Annotated in this window: 16 protein-coding genes and 6 pseudogenes; 11 read left to right on the top strand and 11 right to left on the bottom strand. The window is 54.7% G+C overall.

The window, feature by feature from the left end; genetic code table 11:
* Nucleotides 1-55 precede the first annotated feature (55 nt).
* Nucleotides 56-760 (top strand): dienelactone hydrolase family protein, encoded by a 705-nt coding sequence (locus GGD40_RS27195; RefSeq protein ID WP_179745735.1) that lies wholly within the window; start codon nucleotides 56-58, stop codon nucleotides 758-760.
* Between the two features lie 260 nt (nucleotides 761-1,020).
* On the opposite strand, the pseudogene GGD40_RS27200 reads toward GGD40_RS27195, so the two are convergent.
* A pseudogene (locus GGD40_RS27200) lies at nucleotides 1,021-1,344 on the bottom strand (class I SAM-dependent methyltransferase); the annotation flags it as partial.
* Between the two features lie 1,021 nt (nucleotides 1,345-2,365).
* Between GGD40_RS27200 and GGD40_RS27205 the strand changes: the two are divergent.
* Together GGD40_RS27205 and GGD40_RS36695 are read left to right on the top strand one after the other, a co-directional pair.
* Nucleotides 2,366-2,911 (top strand): DUF3331 domain-containing protein, encoded by a 546-nt coding sequence (locus GGD40_RS27205; protein ID WP_179745737.1) that lies wholly within the window; start codon nucleotides 2,366-2,368, stop codon nucleotides 2,909-2,911.
* Nucleotides 2,912-3,267: 356 nt separating this feature from the next.
* The gene (locus tag GGD40_RS36695) at nucleotides 3,268-3,429 is read left to right on the top strand and encodes a hypothetical protein (RefSeq protein WP_184000889.1); all 162 of its coding nucleotides are present in this window, start codon (nucleotides 3,268-3,270) and stop codon (nucleotides 3,427-3,429) included.
* 165 nt (nucleotides 3,430-3,594) lie between these two features.
* Here the strand turns inward: GGD40_RS36695 and GGD40_RS27210 are convergent, their stop codons facing one another.
* The 4 genes from GGD40_RS27210 to GGD40_RS27225 form a co-directional block, all read right to left on the bottom strand.
* The gene (locus GGD40_RS27210; protein ID WP_179745738.1) at nucleotides 3,595-4,953 is read right to left on the bottom strand and encodes a hypothetical protein; all 1,359 of its coding nucleotides are present in this window, start codon (nucleotides 4,951-4,953) and stop codon (nucleotides 3,595-3,597) included.
* Nucleotides 4,950-6,986, bottom strand: a complete 2,037-nt coding sequence (locus GGD40_RS27215) for a transposase (protein WP_179745739.1) — start codon at nucleotides 6,984-6,986, stop codon at nucleotides 4,950-4,952. Before GGD40_RS27215 ends, GGD40_RS27210 begins: the two co-directional genes overlap by 4 nt.
* Complete coding sequence (locus tag GGD40_RS27220) at nucleotides 6,983-7,999, bottom strand: hypothetical protein (RefSeq protein WP_179745740.1); 1,017 nt, start codon at nucleotides 7,997-7,999, stop codon at nucleotides 6,983-6,985. Before GGD40_RS27220 ends, GGD40_RS27215 begins: the two co-directional genes overlap by 4 nt.
* A 322-nt stretch (nucleotides 8,000-8,321) precedes the next feature.
* Nucleotides 8,322-8,612: a hypothetical protein gene (locus GGD40_RS27225; RefSeq protein WP_218901317.1), complete on the bottom strand. Its 291-nt coding sequence runs from the start codon at nucleotides 8,610-8,612 to the stop codon at nucleotides 8,322-8,324.
* Nucleotides 8,613-8,909: 297 nt separating this feature from the next.
* On the opposite strand from GGD40_RS27225, the gene GGD40_RS37435 reads away from it, so the two are divergent.
* Both GGD40_RS37435 and GGD40_RS27235 read left to right on the top strand, forming a co-directional pair.
* Nucleotides 8,910-10,001, top strand: coding sequence for a TniQ family protein (locus GGD40_RS37435; RefSeq protein WP_179745741.1), 1,092 nt, complete (start codon nucleotides 8,910-8,912; stop codon nucleotides 9,999-10,001).
* A 304-nt stretch (nucleotides 10,002-10,305) separates the two neighbouring features.
* Nucleotides 10,306-11,556 (top strand): TniQ family protein, encoded by a 1,251-nt coding sequence (locus GGD40_RS27235; protein WP_179745742.1) that lies wholly within the window; start codon nucleotides 10,306-10,308, stop codon nucleotides 11,554-11,556.
* 164 nt (nucleotides 11,557-11,720) lie between these two features.
* On the opposite strand, the gene GGD40_RS27240 is transcribed toward GGD40_RS27235, so the two are convergent.
* Nucleotides 11,721-12,041, bottom strand: a complete 321-nt coding sequence (locus GGD40_RS27240; RefSeq protein ID WP_179745743.1) for a hypothetical protein — start codon at nucleotides 12,039-12,041, stop codon at nucleotides 11,721-11,723.
* Between the two features lie 644 nt (nucleotides 12,042-12,685).
* Between GGD40_RS27240 and GGD40_RS27245 the strand changes: the two genes are divergently transcribed.
* Nucleotides 12,686-13,078, top strand: coding sequence for a hypothetical protein (locus tag GGD40_RS27245; RefSeq protein WP_179745744.1), 393 nt, complete (start codon nucleotides 12,686-12,688; stop codon nucleotides 13,076-13,078).
* 87 nt (nucleotides 13,079-13,165) lie between these two features.
* On the opposite strand, the gene GGD40_RS27250 is transcribed toward GGD40_RS27245, so the two are convergent.
* Nucleotides 13,166-13,495, bottom strand: a complete 330-nt coding sequence (locus tag GGD40_RS27250; RefSeq protein ID WP_218901319.1) for an MbcA/ParS/Xre antitoxin family protein — start codon at nucleotides 13,493-13,495, stop codon at nucleotides 13,166-13,168.
* A 360-nt stretch (nucleotides 13,496-13,855) separates the two neighbouring features.
* On the opposite strand from GGD40_RS27250, the gene tnpA (GGD40_RS27255) reads away from it, so the two are divergent.
* Nucleotides 13,856-14,401 carry an IS66-like element accessory protein TnpA gene (tnpA, locus tag GGD40_RS27255; protein ID WP_257030723.1) on the top strand — a complete coding sequence of 182 codons (546 nt, stop codon included), beginning with the start codon at nucleotides 13,856-13,858 and terminating at the stop codon, nucleotides 14,399-14,401.
* On the opposite strand, the pseudogene tnpB reads toward tnpA (GGD40_RS27255), so the two are convergent.
* A pseudogene (tnpB, locus tag GGD40_RS37440) lies at nucleotides 14,345-14,500 on the bottom strand (IS66 family insertion sequence element accessory protein TnpB); the annotation flags it as partial. The gene tnpA (GGD40_RS27255) and the pseudogene tnpB overlap by 57 nt on opposite strands.
* A 97-nt stretch (nucleotides 14,501-14,597) precedes the next feature.
* Entirely contained in the window at nucleotides 14,598-15,005 is a 408-nt protein-coding gene (tnpA, locus tag GGD40_RS27265; RefSeq protein ID WP_257030601.1) for an IS66-like element accessory protein TnpA, read from the bottom strand.
* 98 nt (nucleotides 15,006-15,103) lie between these two features.
* Here tnpA (GGD40_RS27265) and GGD40_RS37060 point away from each other — a divergent pair.
* Nucleotides 15,104-15,301, top strand: a pseudogene (locus GGD40_RS37060) (SOS response-associated peptidase family protein); the annotation flags it as partial.
* A gap of 1,261 nt (nucleotides 15,302-16,562) precedes the next feature.
* On the opposite strand, the pseudogene GGD40_RS27270 reads toward GGD40_RS37060, so the two are convergent.
* Both GGD40_RS27270 and GGD40_RS27275 read right to left on the bottom strand, forming a co-directional pair.
* Nucleotides 16,563-16,898 (bottom strand): annotated as a pseudogene (locus GGD40_RS27270) (transposase); the annotation flags it as partial.
* Nucleotides 16,899-16,991: 93 nt separating this feature from the next.
* Nucleotides 16,992-18,131 (bottom strand): PD-(D/E)XK nuclease domain-containing protein, encoded by a 1,140-nt coding sequence (locus GGD40_RS27275; protein ID WP_257030602.1) that lies wholly within the window; start codon nucleotides 18,129-18,131, stop codon nucleotides 16,992-16,994.
* Here GGD40_RS27275 and GGD40_RS27280 point away from each other — a divergent pair.
* The 3 genes and pseudogenes from GGD40_RS27280 to GGD40_RS27290 form a co-directional block, all read left to right on the top strand.
* Nucleotides 18,122-18,259: pseudogene (locus GGD40_RS27280) on the top strand (aromatic ring-hydroxylating dioxygenase subunit alpha); the annotation flags it as partial. The gene GGD40_RS27275 and the pseudogene GGD40_RS27280 overlap by 10 nt on opposite strands.
* On the top strand, nucleotides 18,259-19,224 hold the full coding sequence (locus GGD40_RS27285; protein ID WP_179745747.1) for a PDR/VanB family oxidoreductase: 966 nt from the start codon (nucleotides 18,259-18,261) through the stop codon (nucleotides 19,222-19,224). The pseudogene GGD40_RS27280 and the gene GGD40_RS27285, both read left to right, overlap by 1 nt.
* A gap of 129 nt (nucleotides 19,225-19,353) precedes the next feature.
* Nucleotides 19,354-19,734, top strand: a pseudogene (locus GGD40_RS27290) (Rieske 2Fe-2S domain-containing protein); the annotation flags it as partial.
* Nucleotides 19,735-19,897: the final 163 nt, after the last annotated feature.

Consider the following 19,897-nt stretch of genomic DNA (forward strand, 5'->3'; position numbering starts at 1 on the left):
TGTGCCTACGGACCGGGACAGTTCGTAGGACACTTACCTTAGGAGAAGTAGACCCATGCAAGCACCAGGATCAGCAGTCACATTTCCGCGTCCGGACGGAAAGAAGGTCGAAGGGTATCTGGCACTGCCCAAAGAGGAAAACGGAGCACCGGCGGTCATCGTCTTGCAAGAATGGTGGGGATTGAACGACCAGATTCGTGGCGTGGCCGATCGCCTGGCTAACGCGGGCTATATCGCCCTAGTTCCTGATCTGTATCGCGGCGAATCAACCGTTGAAGAGGAAGAAGCACACCACCTCATGACCGGTCTGGATTTTGCCGAAGTTGCCTCTCAGGATGTGGCCGGCGCGGTGCAATTTCTCAAGGCGAAGTCCGATCGGATCGCAGTAATGGGTTATTGCATGGGTGGTGCACTAACGTTACTGTCGCTGTCCCACAATCCGGAGTTGGCGGCCGGTGCCGTGTGGTACGGATTTCCGCCGATCGAGTATATTGATGCGTCCAGGATCAAGGCTGCAGTGATTGGACATTGGGCCACCCAAGATGCTTTCTTTTCCATCGATACGGTTGGCGAGATCGAGGAACGCTTTCGGGAGGCCAAGGTGGATTTTGAGTTTCACCGCTACCTCGCCCATCACGGGTTTGCCAATGAAACCGCAGTGGGAAACGGACGAATTTCGCGTACCCAGTACGACGCTGCCTGGTCGCAGCAGGCGTGGGATCGAACGCTAACGTTCTTCGGCCGGACACTTTGGTCGTAATACCGGCCCAGACCTGACCTGATTTTCTAGCCATGACGACGTGAACCTGACAATCCAGAGACAACAATGTCTCGAGCAAGAGTTCACGTCGCAACCACTGAGTACCGGACGTCGACGGAGCGTCGATACGTTTTTAACAGGTAGTGCTCGACCGGCCGAAAGACGAAGAACCAAAGGAATGCCATCTGCTATCGCAGCGGATAGCTGTTTGTCAGCCTAACGCACTGCATTTGACCGCTACCAGCGATGTCGGCCTGTGGTTATCTGACGCTCGCCGATTCGTACATGTACCGACGCGACGTGGGAATCGAAGTGGCCGGCTTTCCTGCCTTTTGACAGAGAACCTTAAAAATAGCCACGTTGTCGACTGAGAAAGCATGCGCGCACCCGGCGAGGTACACGCGCCAGATTCGATACTTTTTCTCACCAATCATGCTGCGGATCTTTGCACCATGACGCTCGTATTCCGCTGTCCACATTTCAAGCGTCTTCATGTAATGACGCCACAGATTTTCGACATCTAACGCTTCCAACCCACCCTCTTGCATGCACTTCAGCGCGAGCGATAAATGGGGTAACTCCCCTGGCCGGTTGTCGAGGAAACTGAATGTAGTTGAAGGGGGATGACGGGTCCAATCAAATATACGTATTACGGACATCAATCTGGACTATTTCCAGCTTGCAAGGTGCTGCCCAGATAGCTACCTTTCGCTCTCCAAACGTCTGCCTCCGGATCGATCGCTGCGGAAAGTAGCGCTGAAGCAAACCGAAGAACCTAACTCGGCAGTGGTAAAGGTTTTCACGTTGCGTTAGCTCATCCGAGTCAGGCAATTGAACGAACGCACTTGGAACGGGCTTACGCCAATTGGCTTCGCTCGATGCCAGACCAGCCTTCGACAACGTTGACAATGCGCGTCGACCGAGCGTCGAATCTGCTTCGACGCTCCTCGCGAGTAAGGAGGAAGGAGCCTGCTGGTCGGCGTGGAACTCCAGCACGGCGATGATGTGCGCAGCGGAGGAAATCCGTACAGTCGTCAGGTCTAGCTAGATACCGTTTCTATCACAGTGTGAAATGTCAGTTGACGATGACCGCGAGCTCTCGACTGGCGAAACGGAGAATGACATGAGACTGCGAACGTAGAGGCGGCGTGGCGCCGTGTGATTCTTCGTCTTATACAAAGAGTGTATTCAATTTGCACAATTTAATAAGTCGACTCGGCGATGTAGACTGAACCTTCTCTCTTCGAAGCTTAGCGAAGCAGATTCGCGACGTGACCAGCACAATTTGCCAATATCATTCATGGAGTCGTCATGCAGTCAAAGTCTTCGACGGCCCCTTTTGATCGCGCTCCTGATAGCATCCACGCCCGTGTTTGCGAGCGGCTACAGCCGCGCTCCGCAATACAATCCGAGGCTGGGGGCACCCACGTCAAAACGCGGCCAAGGCTTTCAGACGCTCGCATCGAAGAATCAGTCGACGTTCCGCTCAGACGCCGCTTGTGGCCCCCGACAGGCACCGTGACGCAGTCTGGACGCAACGCGTCCGGTTATATCGGGCAGAGTCGGCGGTCGGCCAGTGAAGTGAACCATCAGGACGTCAGCGCTATGACGCAAGCACGATTACCAGACGCCCGTGCGCTTTCGCTGGCAGTTAGATACGATAGTCACGCGAGCCAGGTGAATGCCACGTATCGTTCGAGCATGACTGACGCGCCCGCGTGGCGTTGGGTTGTTGAGGAACTGGCACTGAGCGACGGTCACTGGAATCCAGTAAAGGAGATTCAAAAACTCGAACGTGCTATCCCTCGGATTGGTGCGCACTCGTTCGCAGAATGTGCTTCGCTATCCTTGGGTCTACCCGACGCCAAGGAAGCGGGACGAGGTTTTAAAAGGTTTGCACTCGTCGAGCGAGTGGAAGAAAAAACCGTGTTGCTCTCTTGGGCCGGATCGACTTGTGGGAGATTCACTGATCGGCGCTGGACGCTTTGTCGAAGTACGGGCGAATTTCGATGCGCCATGAGCGGCATGAAAATAAGCCGCGGCGAGTTCGTATACAGGCCCGCCCCTCAGCGCGGCGAGGTTCGGGTGGAAGAAGACGTCATTCTCGCGTCCGTTATTGATTCCGTGGCGCTCGATCAATCGACTGACTGAAAAACATCCGAGTCGGCTCTCGCTATTGCATGTTAGACACTCTCGGCCAGACTTGGCTCGACGGATTTCCGCACCAAGTACGCGGTTTGACTGCGCTAGCGCTGTAAACACATACTTTTACGCAGGCCTCAAAGCCTCACGCACTCAGCACACAGCACACACATTGTCGCCAGAGTGATCGCCCATCGTATTCGGCCATGCTATCGAAGACACGGGCCACATTTGAAACACGCCGCTCGTGGCCATTCGTGTTTCGGGATATGTGCCCTACAATGGCACCGTCTGCCAATTTTGAATAGACCGCTACTGGAGCGGTATCGAGATGCAACAGAATGACTGAACGTAGGAATCACGCGTTGATTGAAGCTCTCCGCGATGTCGCGCAAATCGGCCTCGCGGATGTGAAGGCAGGAAGAATGCGGACCCTTGATTCGCGCGAGCAACTGGACCAACACTTCAGCGCAATCGCGGAAGACGCGATTGCGTCCGTTCGTGATCAGCGCCGCGTCGAAGAATAGGAATTTCGTGCATGATCAGTTGGTAAGCAACGACAAGCATAGAAGACGTCGGAGTCTTTGGATGCGGCAAACTCCAAACGCGCTCCGACATGCTGCTCGACGAAACACAAAAAATCGAAACAGGCCTCGACTTCCATCGCGTAACACCCGATCCAGCTTGTCGATTTAGCTGCGAATCGTTTTTCGGTTCAGAGCGCTCCTTGCTTGGCCCATAGACTTCATTAATTCCACCGAGTTAGCCCGCTCCCGTCGTGGACGTTTTTCCTGTCGTTCTTCAGACAACGTAGCGCCGCTGCTGGCACACATCTCACCCAGCCCTTCTTTTTCCGATGTATTCAACGCCGCTTTCAGTATCGCACGGGAATTGTCCTGCTGCTGCCGTCTAATACCGTCTTGATCCTGCTTCACATGATCCAATTGCAAGTCAAATGGGCATCGAAGGTCGTCGGGAAGTGAGTCGCTCGTAGGAGGGTGACTTAGAAGTTGTTCTACGTCTCGACGATGTTGACCGTACATAGCCGAGCCATAGGCATCTTTGATCAAAGATATATCTACTGCTTTCAGCTTGCGCTGTCGCATCAAGCGGTAGCCGACACAAATCAAGTCCACCAACATGCGCCTGACTCCGAAGGTATAGCCGTGCAGTTGCCCAGCATCTTTTCTGGCGTCAATCTTCAGCCAACTTCCCGCGACGCGCTTACACTCGTCAATGAAGTTACGCCAGTCGTCGGTGTCAGCCAACTCGGGAAGCATCACGATCGGGTCGCATAACAAACGATCCCGTTCTTGTTGCCAGCGCTTTTTCAGCAGATGAATGAGGTTGTAATTGCCGACAAATACAAATGGAATATCTAAATACAGCAATGAAATAAGTGTATTTGTTACCTTGGTATTCGCGCTCGCTCCCAAACTGATGAACTGGCATTCATCAGCAGCCATCAGTACCGTGCCATCTCTGAAGGCGCGCCACCTTGCCTGATCTTTGAGATCCGAAACATCTATCCGTCCACGCGGCAAGTCGGTCCCGTATGCAAGTTCACGAAGCGTCTTGAGAAGACTCGGCTGCCGTCGAAAATTGTGGGTCCAGTAAGGGTCAAGGAGGATCGGATTATGCCCAGTACCAATATCGACATAAGTCTCGCTAGCCAGCAACCGTCCCATCGCCTCTATCAATTCAGTCTTGCCAAGGCCAGCAAGCCCCGTCAGACAGATCGCCCGGGCATCCAGTCGTCTGGGGATTTTCGTCTTGTCGTACAACGCCTCCATGAATGCTCCCTCATCCTGGTACCGATCAATACAAAATCCGATTGCTCGCTCAAGGAGCCCGCGCAGGATGATGCAATCCTGTTGCGTCGGCTCGTATATTTTCTTCAGTGCCGTGCGAATGCGATCCTCTGCTGCGAGCGGCGCCAAACTGTCCAGATTTCCTAGTGCTGGCGGTCTACATCGTACCTTCTTCTTGATCACCTCCTCATCCAGCAATTGAACGAATCTCTCGACCCACGGGTTTTGAGTGACTCTCATTTTGCGTTTGCTGGCGACGCCACGCTCACAAAGGCAGCTTGAGCCGCCTTCGACTTTCGACAACCGGTTTTCGGTCTTCCTGTTTTCCTGCTACCCGCATCCCATGCCATGCCGGTCGACTCTTCAAATCTGGTTTCTATTTCAGATCTAACTGCCTGTTGATGCTCCCGAAATTCAGCTTGCTGGATTGACTTCCGCGCGGCTCGCTGCTCCAACTCCTGGATCGTTACGGAAAGCTGGCTCTCATCATCGCGAATAGGCAGCACAGCAGCAACTTCGATGATTCGACCGTCAATTTCAATCCATGCGTATCGCACACACAGGTCAAGTACATAACCACTCCATTCCAGACGTTGCCCCCTCGCCACCCGATCTATAACACCGGTGGCACGCAATTCTGAGGAGTCAAACCTCTGCCCATGAAGGTAGACACCATCACTCTCCACCGTGAAGGGCAATTTCGTGAGAAATCTCCTGACAGCATCCTGGAATGAGATCGCTAACGCATCGCTTCTTCCTCTCTTGTCAAGATAAGCCCATATTCCCGCGGGGGTGGGCATAGTTTCCGCGTCAATCATCTCTGGCGTTAGCTTATGTGAAACGTCGCAGGAGTGGTTTCTTTCAATGAGGCGATAAATCTCCCGAACCGCCATCTGAACCGGATTGAGATCACTTTTGACATATGTTGGCTGTCCTTCGATCGTCACCGAGCGTGGGTTAGCAGTTTCGACGGTGGCCTTTGATCGTCCCGAATGAGACGGAGGTAATTCGCGGACCGGAATCAGATCGCCGCATTGCTCGCGTAGCTCGGCCTTTGAACCGGGCCCTCGATCGGCGACCCAGAACGGTGACAGACCGACGCTCTCCCACTCGCCGGCGTTCAGGCGAATGCCAAATAGTCTGGCGAATTCCACTTTGGGAATTGCTGCACAAAATTGCGCCATCCGATATGCGTCGCTGCGCTCCTTTGTCAGTGAAAAGCCAATCCCAACTGAATACGACGACGCAACGTCAATAGTTCGTACTACACAGAGTGCTGGGAGTATCTCTCCACCGACCGGGCTACTCGGATAGTCGCTGGTATAGTAGCCGTCGCTCTCGACCCGTTCCATCAGATTGGCCACAGCTGATGAGAATCTTCCTGCCGATGCGGACGAGCGGTTGCGCACGCGGTCGTCCCCATACAGCGCACGTCGGACCTCCTCCGGCGTGAAAAAATCCAGTACGTGATAGCGATATTGTCCGTAGGAGGGAAATGGTTTGGAATCTGGATGATAGAGGCGTTTTCGGCCCTTCTCATCGGTCAGCACCTTGCAGCCAAAATCGGCAGCCATAGCCGTGCTATAGATTCTCAGAAGCGGCTTGCCGAGAGTACGACGCCGAACGTACGAGTTGATGATATTTTCCTTCATGTTCTTGTCAACCCGATAGCCACTTGCGGTACCGCGTTTTTTTGATCGACGTCCATATTTCGGGCCATGGACACGCTCCGGGCTGGTCCGATCCCAGTGGCCGATTTTTCCGAAGTAATCGGGGCACAAAGCAAAGACATTCCTCCCGAAGACCAGGTAGCTGAGAAACCAAGTTCTCAGCCGCGTCTCGTTCTTCCCGATTGCTCTGGCACAGCGGTTGATTTCAAGTGTCGGATTCTCAGCTGACAGGATTTCCGCTTCCCGCGCAAGCAGAGGTTCAATGTGTTCGAGCCGTTTCTCAGCGCGCCCCTGCAACGTCAGTTCCCTGCCGAGGCGAACCTGGTCCGCTTTCCAGATCTTCTCCTCGCTCATGTCGCTTAGCCAGGGAGGAAGGGTTTGCTGCTCCTTTATAACGGTCAATTCGTTGGTATCAAGGCCACCCTCGAATTCGGACCGTGGCATTCCTATCAGAATGCTGTTTGGACGAGCCCTTGGCTTTAGTATGAAACGAACGAGCCATACCTTGGAGTGAACAGCGTCGCTTTTGAGAAAATAGTAGGCGGCATCTTTATCGAGCCCCCCGAATCCGTTAGGTGCGGTAATTCGAGTTCCGATCATCATGATGACAACCCCCTAGCGAACCAGTTGGCGTATCGTCCAAGAACGTCGCACGTTTCAATATTCAGAGGTCGGTCAAACAGGACTGGCCGAAAGAGATCAACACGAAGCTTGCGTTTCCAGATCGCCTGATGAAGCACAACCTTGCAATCCTCAAGTGTGCAATCAAGCACGGCACTCAGTGATCTCGCGCACTCCAGAACCGATATCTTTGAGCCCACAATATCGCCGTAGCTTTGAATCAGAATTTCCTGCGATCCAGCGTCCAGTTTCGTTATCCTGTTGAGATATGTGTACGACACCTGCAAATTCGCCGCGAGGTGCGTGTCAATATCCGCCTCTGTCACGCGAACGGTGGGAATTCCGACATCCTGATAGTAGATGTTCTCTATTTCATGGCGCCGCTGAGATCTCTCCTCTTCACGTGCCTGTCCGGCAAGCGTTTGCTTCAACCCCAGTCCTCGCCGGAATCCGTTCGCATCCTTTTTGACGGTCCAATTCACACAATAGGGAGAACTATCAGACCCCTTTAAAAAAAGAAGGAGATCACCCACATAAGGCATCGGCGCCCGAAGCATCTCTGATCCGCCGTTCGGGTCCCGGATCGTTATCCTCGGATGCGAGGAAATGCATCCCAGCCGCACCGCGACATCAACGGTCCCGCGAAACCAAGGCATCCCGCTCATTCCAGGGTAGCCATAAAGCGGATGCGGCCAAGGGTCGGTTGAAAGGACCAGTTGTTCCTGGATCGAGAATACCCAGGGGTTGTACAAAGCCAGCAGCGCAGCCTTTCGTTCGGGCACGGAAAGAAGATGGAGATCCCGTCCCAGGAAGGCGGAATACACAAGCGACGGCCGCGACCTTCTAGGCGCCTCTTTTGGATTGGCACGAATTCCCGGTTCGTATTGCGTAGTCCAGCCCCGAGGTTGCCGCGACAGCAGGCGATAGAAGAGTCGCTCGTTTCGGTCATATAACGTGCGGGCCTGTTGCGACGCTGATTCCGACATACTCGACATCGAATTCTCCCAAGATAACCAGTTAGTTATCCAAGCCCAAGCGCCGCGATGCTAAAGCTGCGCTTGAGGCATAAACAGCGAATTGGGGGGAATTCACGCCAACGATATAGAATAGTGCGCCGTTGGAAGTGCTTGACAGCACTTCCATACCGTTGCAAGATGGGCTTGTCAGGCAGCAAACCGACAGGCACACCTTAAAAGGCCAGCTATCTTTTCCACGAGATAGCTGGCCTTGTGCTTTTCGCACCCCACTTTCCCACGTGCCGTCTACGACATAGACATCCTCCTTTCATCCGGACGCTTTTCCACGAGCGCCTCCACGTTAGTGCTCTTCGCTTAGTCCGGTATTTTTCGGACCCGCCTGGCTACCCATGAGCGAGCATTCGACGGACGGTTTGATACCAAGGGCCACGGAGATGCGATGTGCCTCGCCCCGCCGACCACGCGTTCGTCCCCCGAGCACCGCGTAGACGTCTTCGCGCCGAAATCCATGAGCTGCCGCCCATTCGGTCACCGATAGCCCCTGCGCCTCGAAGGCAGCCAGGACCTCCTCCCTTGTCCGGGTATGTTTGGTCATTTTCGGTCGTATCGTAAAGTCTTTGAGCGCATTCATTCGACTTCCGTCGGAACGGCGAGGATTCGATTGAATTCAGGCTAGCACGATTTCCATAGAATTAAAAGCTTTCCAGTCCTTAACATTAATGCGTACATCACCAGTATTGAAAATCAAACATCACATGTACGAATATCTCATGATGAATCGAGATTTCTCCACTGATCCACGACCAGAATCAACATCACGTGCCTTTCTGGATATTCGCGCAGCGATGTACTATGTTGAGAAGGAGCAGTCAGGAATTCATGAAGCAGTATCGGAAGCTTTACATCAACCCACTTCCAAGCCGCCTCAATGCACGATATCTCGCCGCGTCAGGGTTCGTTCAATTTTGAATCGGACTTACCCATTACCTCGTGGCTGCCAGATGAGACGCTCTTCAGTGTTGCAGGGCGACATCACATTCTGTCGGGCAATTACCATGCGTCACAAACGTTCCTCCAGTTGTTTGGACATCCGCGATTCAGGTCCCACCACGATCTCCCGTCTCGCATTGATGTATTTGTCGAAAACACTCGAGGGGTATTTGGTGACGCACGACAGGTAATTCTTGGGCATACACTGCTGCCTTTCTATCTACCTTTGAAGTCATCGGAACATCTGGACGTAGCCTTAAGTGCCATGCGCGGAAATCGAGTCGGAGCATTGAAGTACCAGTTGGGAATGTTGACGAATCATTTTGAAGCGCATCATCCGCTAAGGGCATGCGTGACTTGTATGGACGAAGACGTCAGTGGCTTTCATGTGGCCTATTGGCATCGCACACATCAATACCCTCTGGTCTGGGTCTGTCCGCGACATGGAACCGTTCTTCTTGAGTCAACTGCTCGACAACCAGGAACCCACCACTATGACTGGCATCTCCCGCAACGAAGTTTGCTTGAGCCTCCGGTCACCTCCTCATCCGTTCTGATGACGAGTGGTCGTGGGTTGCTTGCACGACTCACTTTCGCCGCTATCGGACTGGCAGAGCTCGCAACAACTGTATGTCTTGACCGACAACGAATGACACAGATTTATAGGAAAAGACTTTTTGACCTTGGGTTGAAAGACACGTTAGGCAAACTTGATATAGGAAGTTGCGTCGCCTCGATCCTTGACATGGCGGCGCCACTTCGAGAAATACACGAATTGTTTCCGCTCCCTTCTTCACCGGATACGGCACGCGCATACGTTTCCCGACTTTGCTGGTTACCCGCCGGCAACTTGCATCCGACTCTGCATCTGTTCGCAATCGTCTGGCTGTTCGACACGTGGCAGAAATTCCTGGCTGCATACTGGCTTGAAACCTCCAGATGCAATCAATCGGATCTAGCGTCGTCTAGCGTATCCAGAGACAGGCAACTTCAGAATATAAGGAAGGCTTATCACGAAGAATTCGACTGAGCGGCGAAATAAAGCAACCGGAACCAAATTCCCAAAAAATTAGGGGAAACCGTGATCTTCCGATTTTAAAAAACCATATTCACTATGCCCGACTCAAGAGTGCATACCAGGCATCTCGTCTGGGTTTCTGATGCCGACGTCAAACTGACGCCCTCTATGCAATCGGAAATCATTTATGAGACGTTTCTTTTGATTCACCGTTTAGATGTCGAATCAAATCTTCATCGTCAAGTGGTTTCTTCTAATAAGTACGTCCTACCCGCGCAACATTCAACCCTGCCTTCATAAATCAGGAGGATCTGATATGGTTATTGCACTCCCTCTTCCGGACGAATTCATCCGCGGACACTATGGTCGGCTCCGCCAGTTGCATAAATTTAGAACTACACAGCGCTGTGCGTCACTGCGCTTCCTTAGCAGCAGCGACGTGAAGGAGGAAAATCGCCAGCTTCCTCATCAATTGGTCGCGTCTGCAATTGGGATGGATACCTCGACATATTTGCGGCGTCATTCACTCGTCCCGTTTCTACAACTTGCGGCACCGAATGAATGGTCGACTAGTGATTTTGAGACTCCTGGAGCAAAGAAAGGAATAGCCACATCCCTGGCGAGACCGAATGCCTATTTCTGCCTCGATTGCATACAATTTGACCGTGAAACGCAACACTTTTCTTACTGGCGGCGAGAGCATCAATTGCCAGGGGTCGACGTGTGCGAAAAGCACCGCCAGCCCCTTATGTGGATCGGCGATGCACGAGCCTTTGAATATCCTCCCGAAGCCTGGAAATTCGCGGCCCAGCCAGTCTCTCCCGACCTCGCCAGCCTCCACTCCCTGCCCATTATTGGCCGCTATTTATCAGTCGCAAAGAGGTTCCTCACAGGAGGACAGCGGGTGTGGCGCCACTCTGCCGCCGTTCATCACCGAATGCATGCCGCTCGCCACGGTCTTAGGGTGGGACTACGCGGCAACCGGCCAAATCTTTCCTCATTTGTGGCCTGGAATTTTCCGAACTTGTGGCTCGAAGAACACTTCCCTTCGCTATTAAACATGGGAAATGATAAATCGTGCGCGACAATCGATGCTGCTTGCCGATCGGCTCAGCACGCCGCCGGTATGGCGCACGCAATGATACTTGCAGCCACTTCGGATTGTTCGACCACTACGCTGGACGAGTTCTTTTCGCCGGTAAGTCAAAAATTCCTTGAATCTCTACGACATGTCCAACGTGAAAATCAAAGTTCCCAACAACGCAAGATACGCGCTCAAAATGAGAATCGAAAACGTGCGCGCATCGCCGCCGACAGGCACACTCTTTTAGAGCCGTACCTTGAGCACCGAGGCGTTTATTCCGAAATTGCGAAAACTTTTGGAGTAAGCGTGGTGGCTGTTTCAAAGAGATTTCGTAGAGTTGGGCTTCCGTCCCTTGCCAAGGAATCTCCGCAGAAACAGCATGAAATCCTCGTCGGCTTAAAGAATGAGCTTGTCCGCGAAACGCATGTGCACAGAATGCATTCTTCGTTGGATCACAGCCCCCCGACTGAGCCCACACCATAACCACTTTTCGGTTCCGGCGGTCCAAACTAGTGCCCATATGAGGCAAGAGCGCAACGCGCAAACATGACGGTGTCACCCTAAATTATTGCGTATTGACGCTACGCTGAGAGTGGGAATTATCAGCGTAGACGGCAACTTTTGCCCCGCCCTGAACGTGGTGAATTTCATCGACGGCGACGGCCGGCCGTGATGTCCGGCTCACTGCCGCCCAGCGCGGCGAGGCGGCCCGCGACGGTGGATGCACGCGCGCACGCTTCGGCCATCGCAGCCGGGGTATTGGCGACGCGGGTCACGGGTCCGGATTGTCCTGCACTGCTTCCTTGGGGGGCTGCCTGGAGCATAAAGGTGTTCCACTGAGCGCCCCATCTGGCCAATAGACGTGGTCCGGTGCGCGGCATTGGCAGTCGACCCAGCAGGTACACGGCTTCCGAGCCGAGCCAGCGCCGCTGCGCGCGCCGGCGGATGGTGCCGACAATGCTGGCCATTGAATCAATTCCTCGGTGGGCTTTCCCCGGTGTTTACTGCGGCCATATGCGTGTTTTCCGGTTATGTGGACCGTGCACAAACAGGTTCCGGTAGCACATCCGGCGAGCCAACGGTGCATCGATACCACCTCCTCCATCACCTGACAGGGACACCTCACTCTGATTACAGCCTTGGACTCATCGGACGGAGGCGATTGCGCTTTCCGCGATTGCATCAAAGTGTTGGTCCAGTTCACGGGGCGAGCCAAAACCCAAAACTCTTCCGGCCCTCGCATCCGCAATGCCAACCTGCGCAGCGCTTCTGCCAGCGGCAGCTAAGCGCGCTGGGAGTACTGGGTACAAACCCTCTGCGCATGCGACGGCGGATGGTGCGGGCGATACTGGTCATTGAGTCTGTGCCAGGTTTTTCAACGCCATGTACCCGCCCCCTGAACGGCCTATTAGGTAAACGGTCCATTCCGGATAAGTGTTGACGGCATGCATTTTCGCGCTCGCGCAAATGGATTGTACAATTCACCTGTTTGCGGCGTTCATCAAGACAATCAGGCGAACCGCTCTCAATCTGGGGGCTCACTACGACGAAATCATTGCAGCATAAGACCTGCTGTCGCAGGGATTCTGGGAAGCAGAAACCGCCCGCCATCATGATCTATCGATATACGCTGACTCGTCCTGAGGAACTCGCCGCGGGCGGCGAAATGGAGCCTGCTGTTGTTTTGCGGATATCGTTGGCAGCAATTGCGAACGCCATTGCAGATCGGATAGAGACAAAAGGTTTCAACCCTATTGTCAGCGACCGGGACAGCGATGCGATGTACGTTCGCGTAGACGATGTGCCGCTTGTCTTCGTCTCGTTCAACGAGGAGCCGAGTGAGGTCCATGTCTACGCGGAAGATCGAAAAGTGGAAGGGAGGAGCAGCTTGTTGCGGCTACTAGCTCTACTACCACTGTCTGGCGTGGAAGGAGACTGGTGGACGCGCGACGATCAACCGCGTTGGCCCGGGAACGGGGCGGACACCTTTGTCATCGGTCAATGATGTCGCACGGCCCCCCATGAAATGCACGCTGGCTGGTCGTGAACCGGACGGAAAGTGCTGTATTTCAATTTTGTTGATTGAGCCAATTCACTGCCTACGTACGCGATCCAGATATGCACGCACCATCAGCAACCCGACGAACCCGTACTTCCTGATCGCCTCCACTGGCGTCATGTCGCCGAAGGCGCGGTTGCGCATTTTCATCCAGCCGTAGGCCACTTCCCGATTGCGCGGGAACAGCAGACGAAGGCTCCTGTGGATGCCGAGAAGATGTCTGACACGGTCGCATTGGTCTCGCGTCGTACCAATACGAGCGCCTTTCCGGTAACGGGCTAGGGCAGGCCGATTTCCCGGTGCCAACCCCAGCAAGACAGCCTGATCTTCGCTCGACAGATTCCAATGATCGAACAGTGACATGACCATCCGACCCAAGCGGCTTAGGTCGACCTCAGACAAGTTCTCGGGCATAGAGGAGGCGGTCATTTACTTGCATCTGTGATGGGAAAGTGTCGCACTAACGGCTTCGATCATAGCAAGTCAGTTTCGACAGAAACGAGGCAGGACGGGCGAAGTAGCATACCGGTAGGGAATCCGGGGGGCGTTGGACCAGTCCGTTTTCAGCGGACGCGAAAACGGACTGCACCTTCCGTAGGCACCGCAGCTAAATCAAACGTTTGGGGTGTGGCGGAAATCAACAGCGGGGTAAGGGGCTCGTCCCGAGCGTCGTAGGCGGTTGCTGCGATACACAGCAAAGTGATGTCCATTATTTCCGCTTTGATGGACACCACTTTGTCAGAGTCTCCAGAGAAGAAGCATGGAAGTCGAGCAGGCCGTCCGAATTACCCTCGGGAGCTTCGGGACGGGCTGGCGGCAGCAGCGCGTGAGCCGGGCGTCTCGGTCGCGAGACTGGCCCGGGAGAATGGCATCAACGCGAACATGTTGTACACCTGGCGGCGGCGATATCTTGCCGAGCAGCAAGCTCCGTCTACCAGCCTCCTCCCGGTCGTACTGCTGAGTGACGCGCTGACGCAGGTCGTTGCATCATCTTCGGGGGCTCCGCAAGCGCGAGATATGAAGCCAGCGTCTCCTGGGGGCACGATCGAGATCCGCATCGGCCGTGCGGTGGTTAAGGTAGACGGCCTGGTCGACGCTGACATGCTGCGTAACAGACGTTTACAAAGCGCTGCGCGGGCGTGCCGCGTCGACCGGTTGTCGCCAGTCAAACCCTTCGAGCAGAAGCGAGAGTTGGGCGGTGGTCAACGCCACGACGCCAGCGTCGCGGGGCCATGCAAAGCGCCCCTTCTCAAGACGTTTCGCAAATAAACATGGGCCGCCATCGCTCCAGTACAACGCCTTCAGAAGATCACCCCGACGGCCCCTGAAGATAAAAACATGGCCACCATAAGGATCCGTCTCAAGCACTGTCTGTACCTTTGCCGCGAGCGAATTGAAGCCGCATAACAGCGCATGTCAGTGTCACCGGCTGCGATCCAGATCCGTGTATTTGCAGGCATACCGATCATCGAAGAATCCGCTCGAGGACCAGGCGCAATATCGTCGCATCGGGCACGCCTTCTATCCGGACCGAAGTGTTGCCATGCTGAAGCTGAATATTGCCGTTTGTAGCCACCGGAGGTATCGGCGCGTCTGGCGCCTCCAGCGCATCGCCAGCCGGTCGATCAGACTGTACGTCTACAACGACAGGCAACATGGTCTGGGTTTGCTCATCCTCGACCAGCAGGCCCTGGGCGTACAGTTTGCGCCAGGCCCACACCTGATTGGCGTTGATGTTGTTATCGCGGGCGACCCGCGCGACCGAGGCACCGGGTTCAAACGTCTGCTCGACGACCGATCGTTTCCATTCCAATGGATGCCGTCGGTTCTGACGCCTTGCGGGTAACTCGACTGTCTGAGTCACTGTGTCCATTCTCGCTGTTTGTGGACAGAGTCAGTCACTCGTGTCCGTCTCAGCCGATGATTGCATCTTTTACGCAAGGCGGGGAACGGTACATATCAGATTATTACGATTTGCTTTCGTTTTCTGCCATTACAGACGAGCCGCCGCCGGAGGTTGCGGCTGCGGGACACGACCGCTGCATCATTCCGAGTAAACCCGAGAACATTAATGCGTGGCCTAGTCCGGATGCTTCTTACTTGACGGCCTTGTACGCGATTCTTGATTACAGAGACGGACCATTCTATGAGCATCGAGTGGCCGCATGAACGCTCGCAATTATTGACACTCGTTAGCGGGCCGGTGTCAAGTGAGCAATCCACATCCCCGGCTGCACCAGCAGCCGTTTCCCAGTTCTCCGAATGCAGCAGCCACCGCGCCCGTTTCTTCATTTGCCGGCTGCGACGGAACGCGCCAGAAACCCATCTGGATCAAGTGAAAGGTAATACTACTAGCGCCTTTAGCCTTGGCGGCTATGCCGCCCCGGAAGAACTTTGGTGCCGTAATGCGTCCATGGGGTTCGTTCGCACAATCGCGTGGGCTCCCGGGTTGTCGGCACCAACCCACAGCTGGCTCGCATTCTGGGCGATCCGCTTTGACTGCATATGGGGGACGGCGACACGGCATCCCATTCAATCTCGGTGGCTGTTCGCCAGTCGACAATCAGGGCTTGCCGGTCGCAGTCGAAACTCTTATGCGAAGCAGCGGCGCCACAAAGGCCGGGTCGGCGAGGAGCTCCATCAGAGCCTTGGTCGTCAAAGCCATTTCTCCGCGGGTTACGTCCATGCATCTGATTGCGGTGCGTTGCCGCGTGCGTTCCAGTTTAAGCACCCACTTGGCTTTCGTCTCCGGGGTCACACGTGAGACAGGAAGGATATTTTTGCAGCGAGCCAGAACCATATTTTTGCACCTGAGTAACGATGCAGCAAGGAACTGAGCGTCACGGAAAACCGCTCGGTGAAGCATATTTTTGCACTTTGTCGAACCTGGCCATATTTCTTTGCAGTTTGTTCCACCCTCGCCGGAAACGCGCCTGCGACATAGCTTTATTGGACGCGTGAATGCGTCTATGATCGGCTCATACCCACTTATGGAAATCGCGATCGAGTGCACCTCAAGCGCTGGTGCCAGCGGTTGCGCGCATGGGAACTGTTTGAGGCATTCCGATGAATCGACTGGAAACCAGGATGTTCCAATTGGCATTAGCCATCGGTGCAGGAGTGTGGTTCGCACGTGTCGTCCTACCTAGGAAGACTGCTAACGAAGCTCGAGAAACGACACGGGCGAGTGACGAAAATACAGTCCCTCGCCATTCGGCGAGGCGCTTCGGCGCCCTCCGCGGGCGCGTCCACTTGTCGGAAGACTTCGATACTCCAATGGACTTGGTGCCGCAAAAGCGCAAAGCAGGACGATGATGATGGACTTCGGTCCTACAGCACAGTCATATGCCCACTGTTACACCGCAGAATGACAACCATGAGCGAGAGGCTGAAACGATATCGTAAGACACCTCAGCGGAGCATCGACCTATCAGCTGGCAGGCGAACTCGATTGCGCGGGTCCAGCCATCTTCATGGCCTTCATCGTCCCGGCAACCCCAAGTATGTTCATGACTCGCTTGAGGTTATAGGCCAACACCTGAAGGCTCATCTCGGTACTTACTCGCCTGAGCGTCCTGGTCAGGAAGTGTGCGGGACCCATCCAGTGTTTGAGCGTATCGAAGACATGCTCAACGGTACTTCGGCGGATGGTCATCGCATCGGGCTTCCGGTCAAGCCGGCGCTGCATCGCTTCCAGCGTGTTCTCGTGCTCCCATCGTCGGATCCGGCGATAGTCGCTCGGTGAACATCGCTCCTTGAGATGGCAACGGGAAAGGCAGATTGCAGCTATCTGTTGATATCAATTGGCATGTAGTCAGTCTCTTTTCTCCGGCAATGCACGACCGCGACTATGATGAAATCATGTGCTAGGTCTTGCGATAACGACGGGGTGAGCGATACCCTCAATTTGCTCGTGTCCTTGCAGGAACTTCGCGTGTTCCTCCGTTCGCCGACTGTCGTCCCACACGAAAGGCAAGACATGCAAGTAGCGGCCGCCACTACCTCGTGCGCGGTAGAGGCTCGCGTCTTCGGCCAGTTCGCCTATCAAGCTCGCAAAACTGACCCCTGGACGCAAGAACTTGGCTTCAACAATGAGATTTAATGACGGAATCCCTATATCGATACGCGGATTTTTCTGTCCAACTGGCGGCATCCATTCCTCATCGACCAAGTCCGTGAAAATTGGAGCCAGTATTGCGTACAGAAGATTCTGTACGCAATACTCGTGCTGAACGTCCCACTTCATTGCGTCCGAATTTCGTGTTTTCGGCGCATCCTCCCATGTCCACCGCCGAAGTGCAGCTGGAGCGCGTGCCAGCATTTGCGAGACCTGTGCGATAGACGGTCGCTGTAGGTCCACGGTCACGGGAAGGTTGGAGACGAAGTCGAGCGCGCCCAATAGGAGGACCGCGCGCTCAGCATCTTCGTTTTCGGTCCGCTTGACTCTCCTCCTTGCCCTGTTCTGCAGGGCCGTGTCGACTCCTGCATTGCTCACTATTGAGCTTTGAAGAACGAGTTTGACGTCAGCATCGTCGTCGTCGACATCTGGCAAGGCGACGCCCGTCGATACGCTGACCAGAGCAGGAACAGAAGCCAGCAGATAGCGCGCCCATGATGGCCCAGCGTGTTTCGACACGACATCAGCTATAAACGTTTCGAACCAGTTCGAGACGCGCTCCGTAAGCGCGATGTCATCAACGGCGCGTGCACCAAGAGCAATCCCTAGCATCGCAATGGCGTCAAAGCAAAAGGCAACGTGGCTGTCGCCAGAACTGAGCTTCCGGCCGGCGAGCCAGTCAACCCCATCTGCAAACGCGCGTCGTCTGGCATCGTCACGTGCCGTAGTTGCAAGCGCGTAGCTGAGTTGGCAGACGACGTCATTGCAGGTAGGGAAATGGTCCTGATGAAAGACGGCGCACCATACGTCGCAATGGTCGACGTGCGAAAGCTCAATTACTACCGCGCGCTCGAAGTGGAGCACAGTAGGGTGAGCGCGCATTGCTCAAGCTGAACATCGACGCGGGCGGAGTGCTCTCTCGCAAAGTCATCGACCGCCTGCTCGCAGAGGAAAAAAAGGCATCGTCACAAAAAAAAGTCATCCCGCTTGAGAAGGTGTCGGAGGCCTAATGAATACATCAACTCTCGAGGTCAAGGTCTCGCGCAAGTGGGCTGATGTTCCGGGAATTTGCGGATTTGAGCTGACGACGGCAGACGGAGCAAGTCTTCCCCCCTTCAGCGCGGGGTCGCACATTGATGTTCATTTTCCCGTCGGTCTGGTTCGGCAGTATTCGTTATGCAACAACCCCATCGAGTCGAACCGTTACCAAATTGCTGTGTTGCGTGACGCCGAGGGACGTGGCGGTTCTAAGGCGATACATGACCTTATCCACGAAGGCGACACGATAAAAATTAGTGCTCCGAAAAATAATTTTCCGTTGGCGCATGATGCTTCACATCACCTTTTTCTCGCCGGCGGAATTGGAATAACGCCCATCTTGTGCATGGCGGAGCGATTGTCGGCAGTAGACGAGAACTTCGAAATGCATTACTGCGGCCGCTCCCGCGAGCGCATGGCTTTCGTGCAGCGCATTGGCTCCTCTGAATTTGGACATCGCGTGAAGCTCCACTTCGATGACGGTGATTCTGAGCAGGTTTTCAATATCGCTCGAACGCTTGAGCAGGCGCCTCCGGATAGCCATCTGTATGTTTGCGGGCCCCGGGGCTTTATGGACGCTGTGTTGGCTGAGGCCCGCAAACAGGGATGGACCGAGGACCGACTCCACTATGAGTTCTTTGGAGGAGTCGTCGAGCAAGCCGCCGGAGACAAAACTTTTCAGGTGAAGCTACTCAGCAGCGGTGTCACTGTCGATGTCGCGCCTGGTTGCACCGTCGTGCAGGCGTTAGCCGAGAAGGGCGTCGAGTTACTCACGTCGTGCGAGCAAGGGGTTTGCGGCACTTGCCTCACGCGGGTCCTGGAGGGAACGCCGGACCATCGCGATTCCTACCTGACCGACGAAGAAAAAGCCGCCGGCGACCAGTTCTTGCCCTGCTGTTCGCGTTCGAAAACATCAGTCCTGGTGCTGGACCTTTAAGGCAAAGCCCAGTACCCGGTAAAGGCCCCCTCGCTGCAGTGCGCGAGCGTGGCTTGAGCTCTAAGGAGACGACAATTGGAAAATCTTGCGCAAGAGACGCCCATCACCTTCCGCCGAACCGCATTCCCAATGAATCAGTGGTGGGTGGCGGCCTTTTCGTGGGAACTCAGTGACAAGCCAGTTGCCCGAAAGATTCTGAACCGACCGATGGTGTTTTTTCGCCTGCCCACCGGAGAAGTCGGTGCACTTGAAGACCACTGCTGCCATAAGGAACTGCCTCTTTCCTGTGGTTCTGTCGAGGCGCAGGGCGTTCGCTGCGGGTACCACGGGTTGCTATTCGACAGGGGCGGTACTTGCATCGAGATTCCCGGCCAGGAGAGCATCCCCTCGAAAGCCCGCGTCCTATCTTATCCTGCCATTGAGCGTGACCAGATTGTCTGGGTTTGGGTTGGAGACAGTGCTGATAGCAAGCCATCTTCCGAGCCGCCCTCCTATCCGGTCCATTCTGACTCTCTTGTCCCATCTCGTTGCACACGGACTCGCGACTCTTAAAAATCGTCTTGAGGAAGCTGTGCAGATTTGACGGTCCGAACGCATTTGTCAAAACCTGCCAGTAGCTACGTTCGAATACCTCGTGGGTTCGCCCTTCGTCCCTGAGCCAAAAGAACACGGC

Source organism: Paraburkholderia bryophila (assembly GCF_013409255.1).
Lineage (GTDB): Bacteria > Pseudomonadota > Gammaproteobacteria > Burkholderiales > Burkholderiaceae > Paraburkholderia.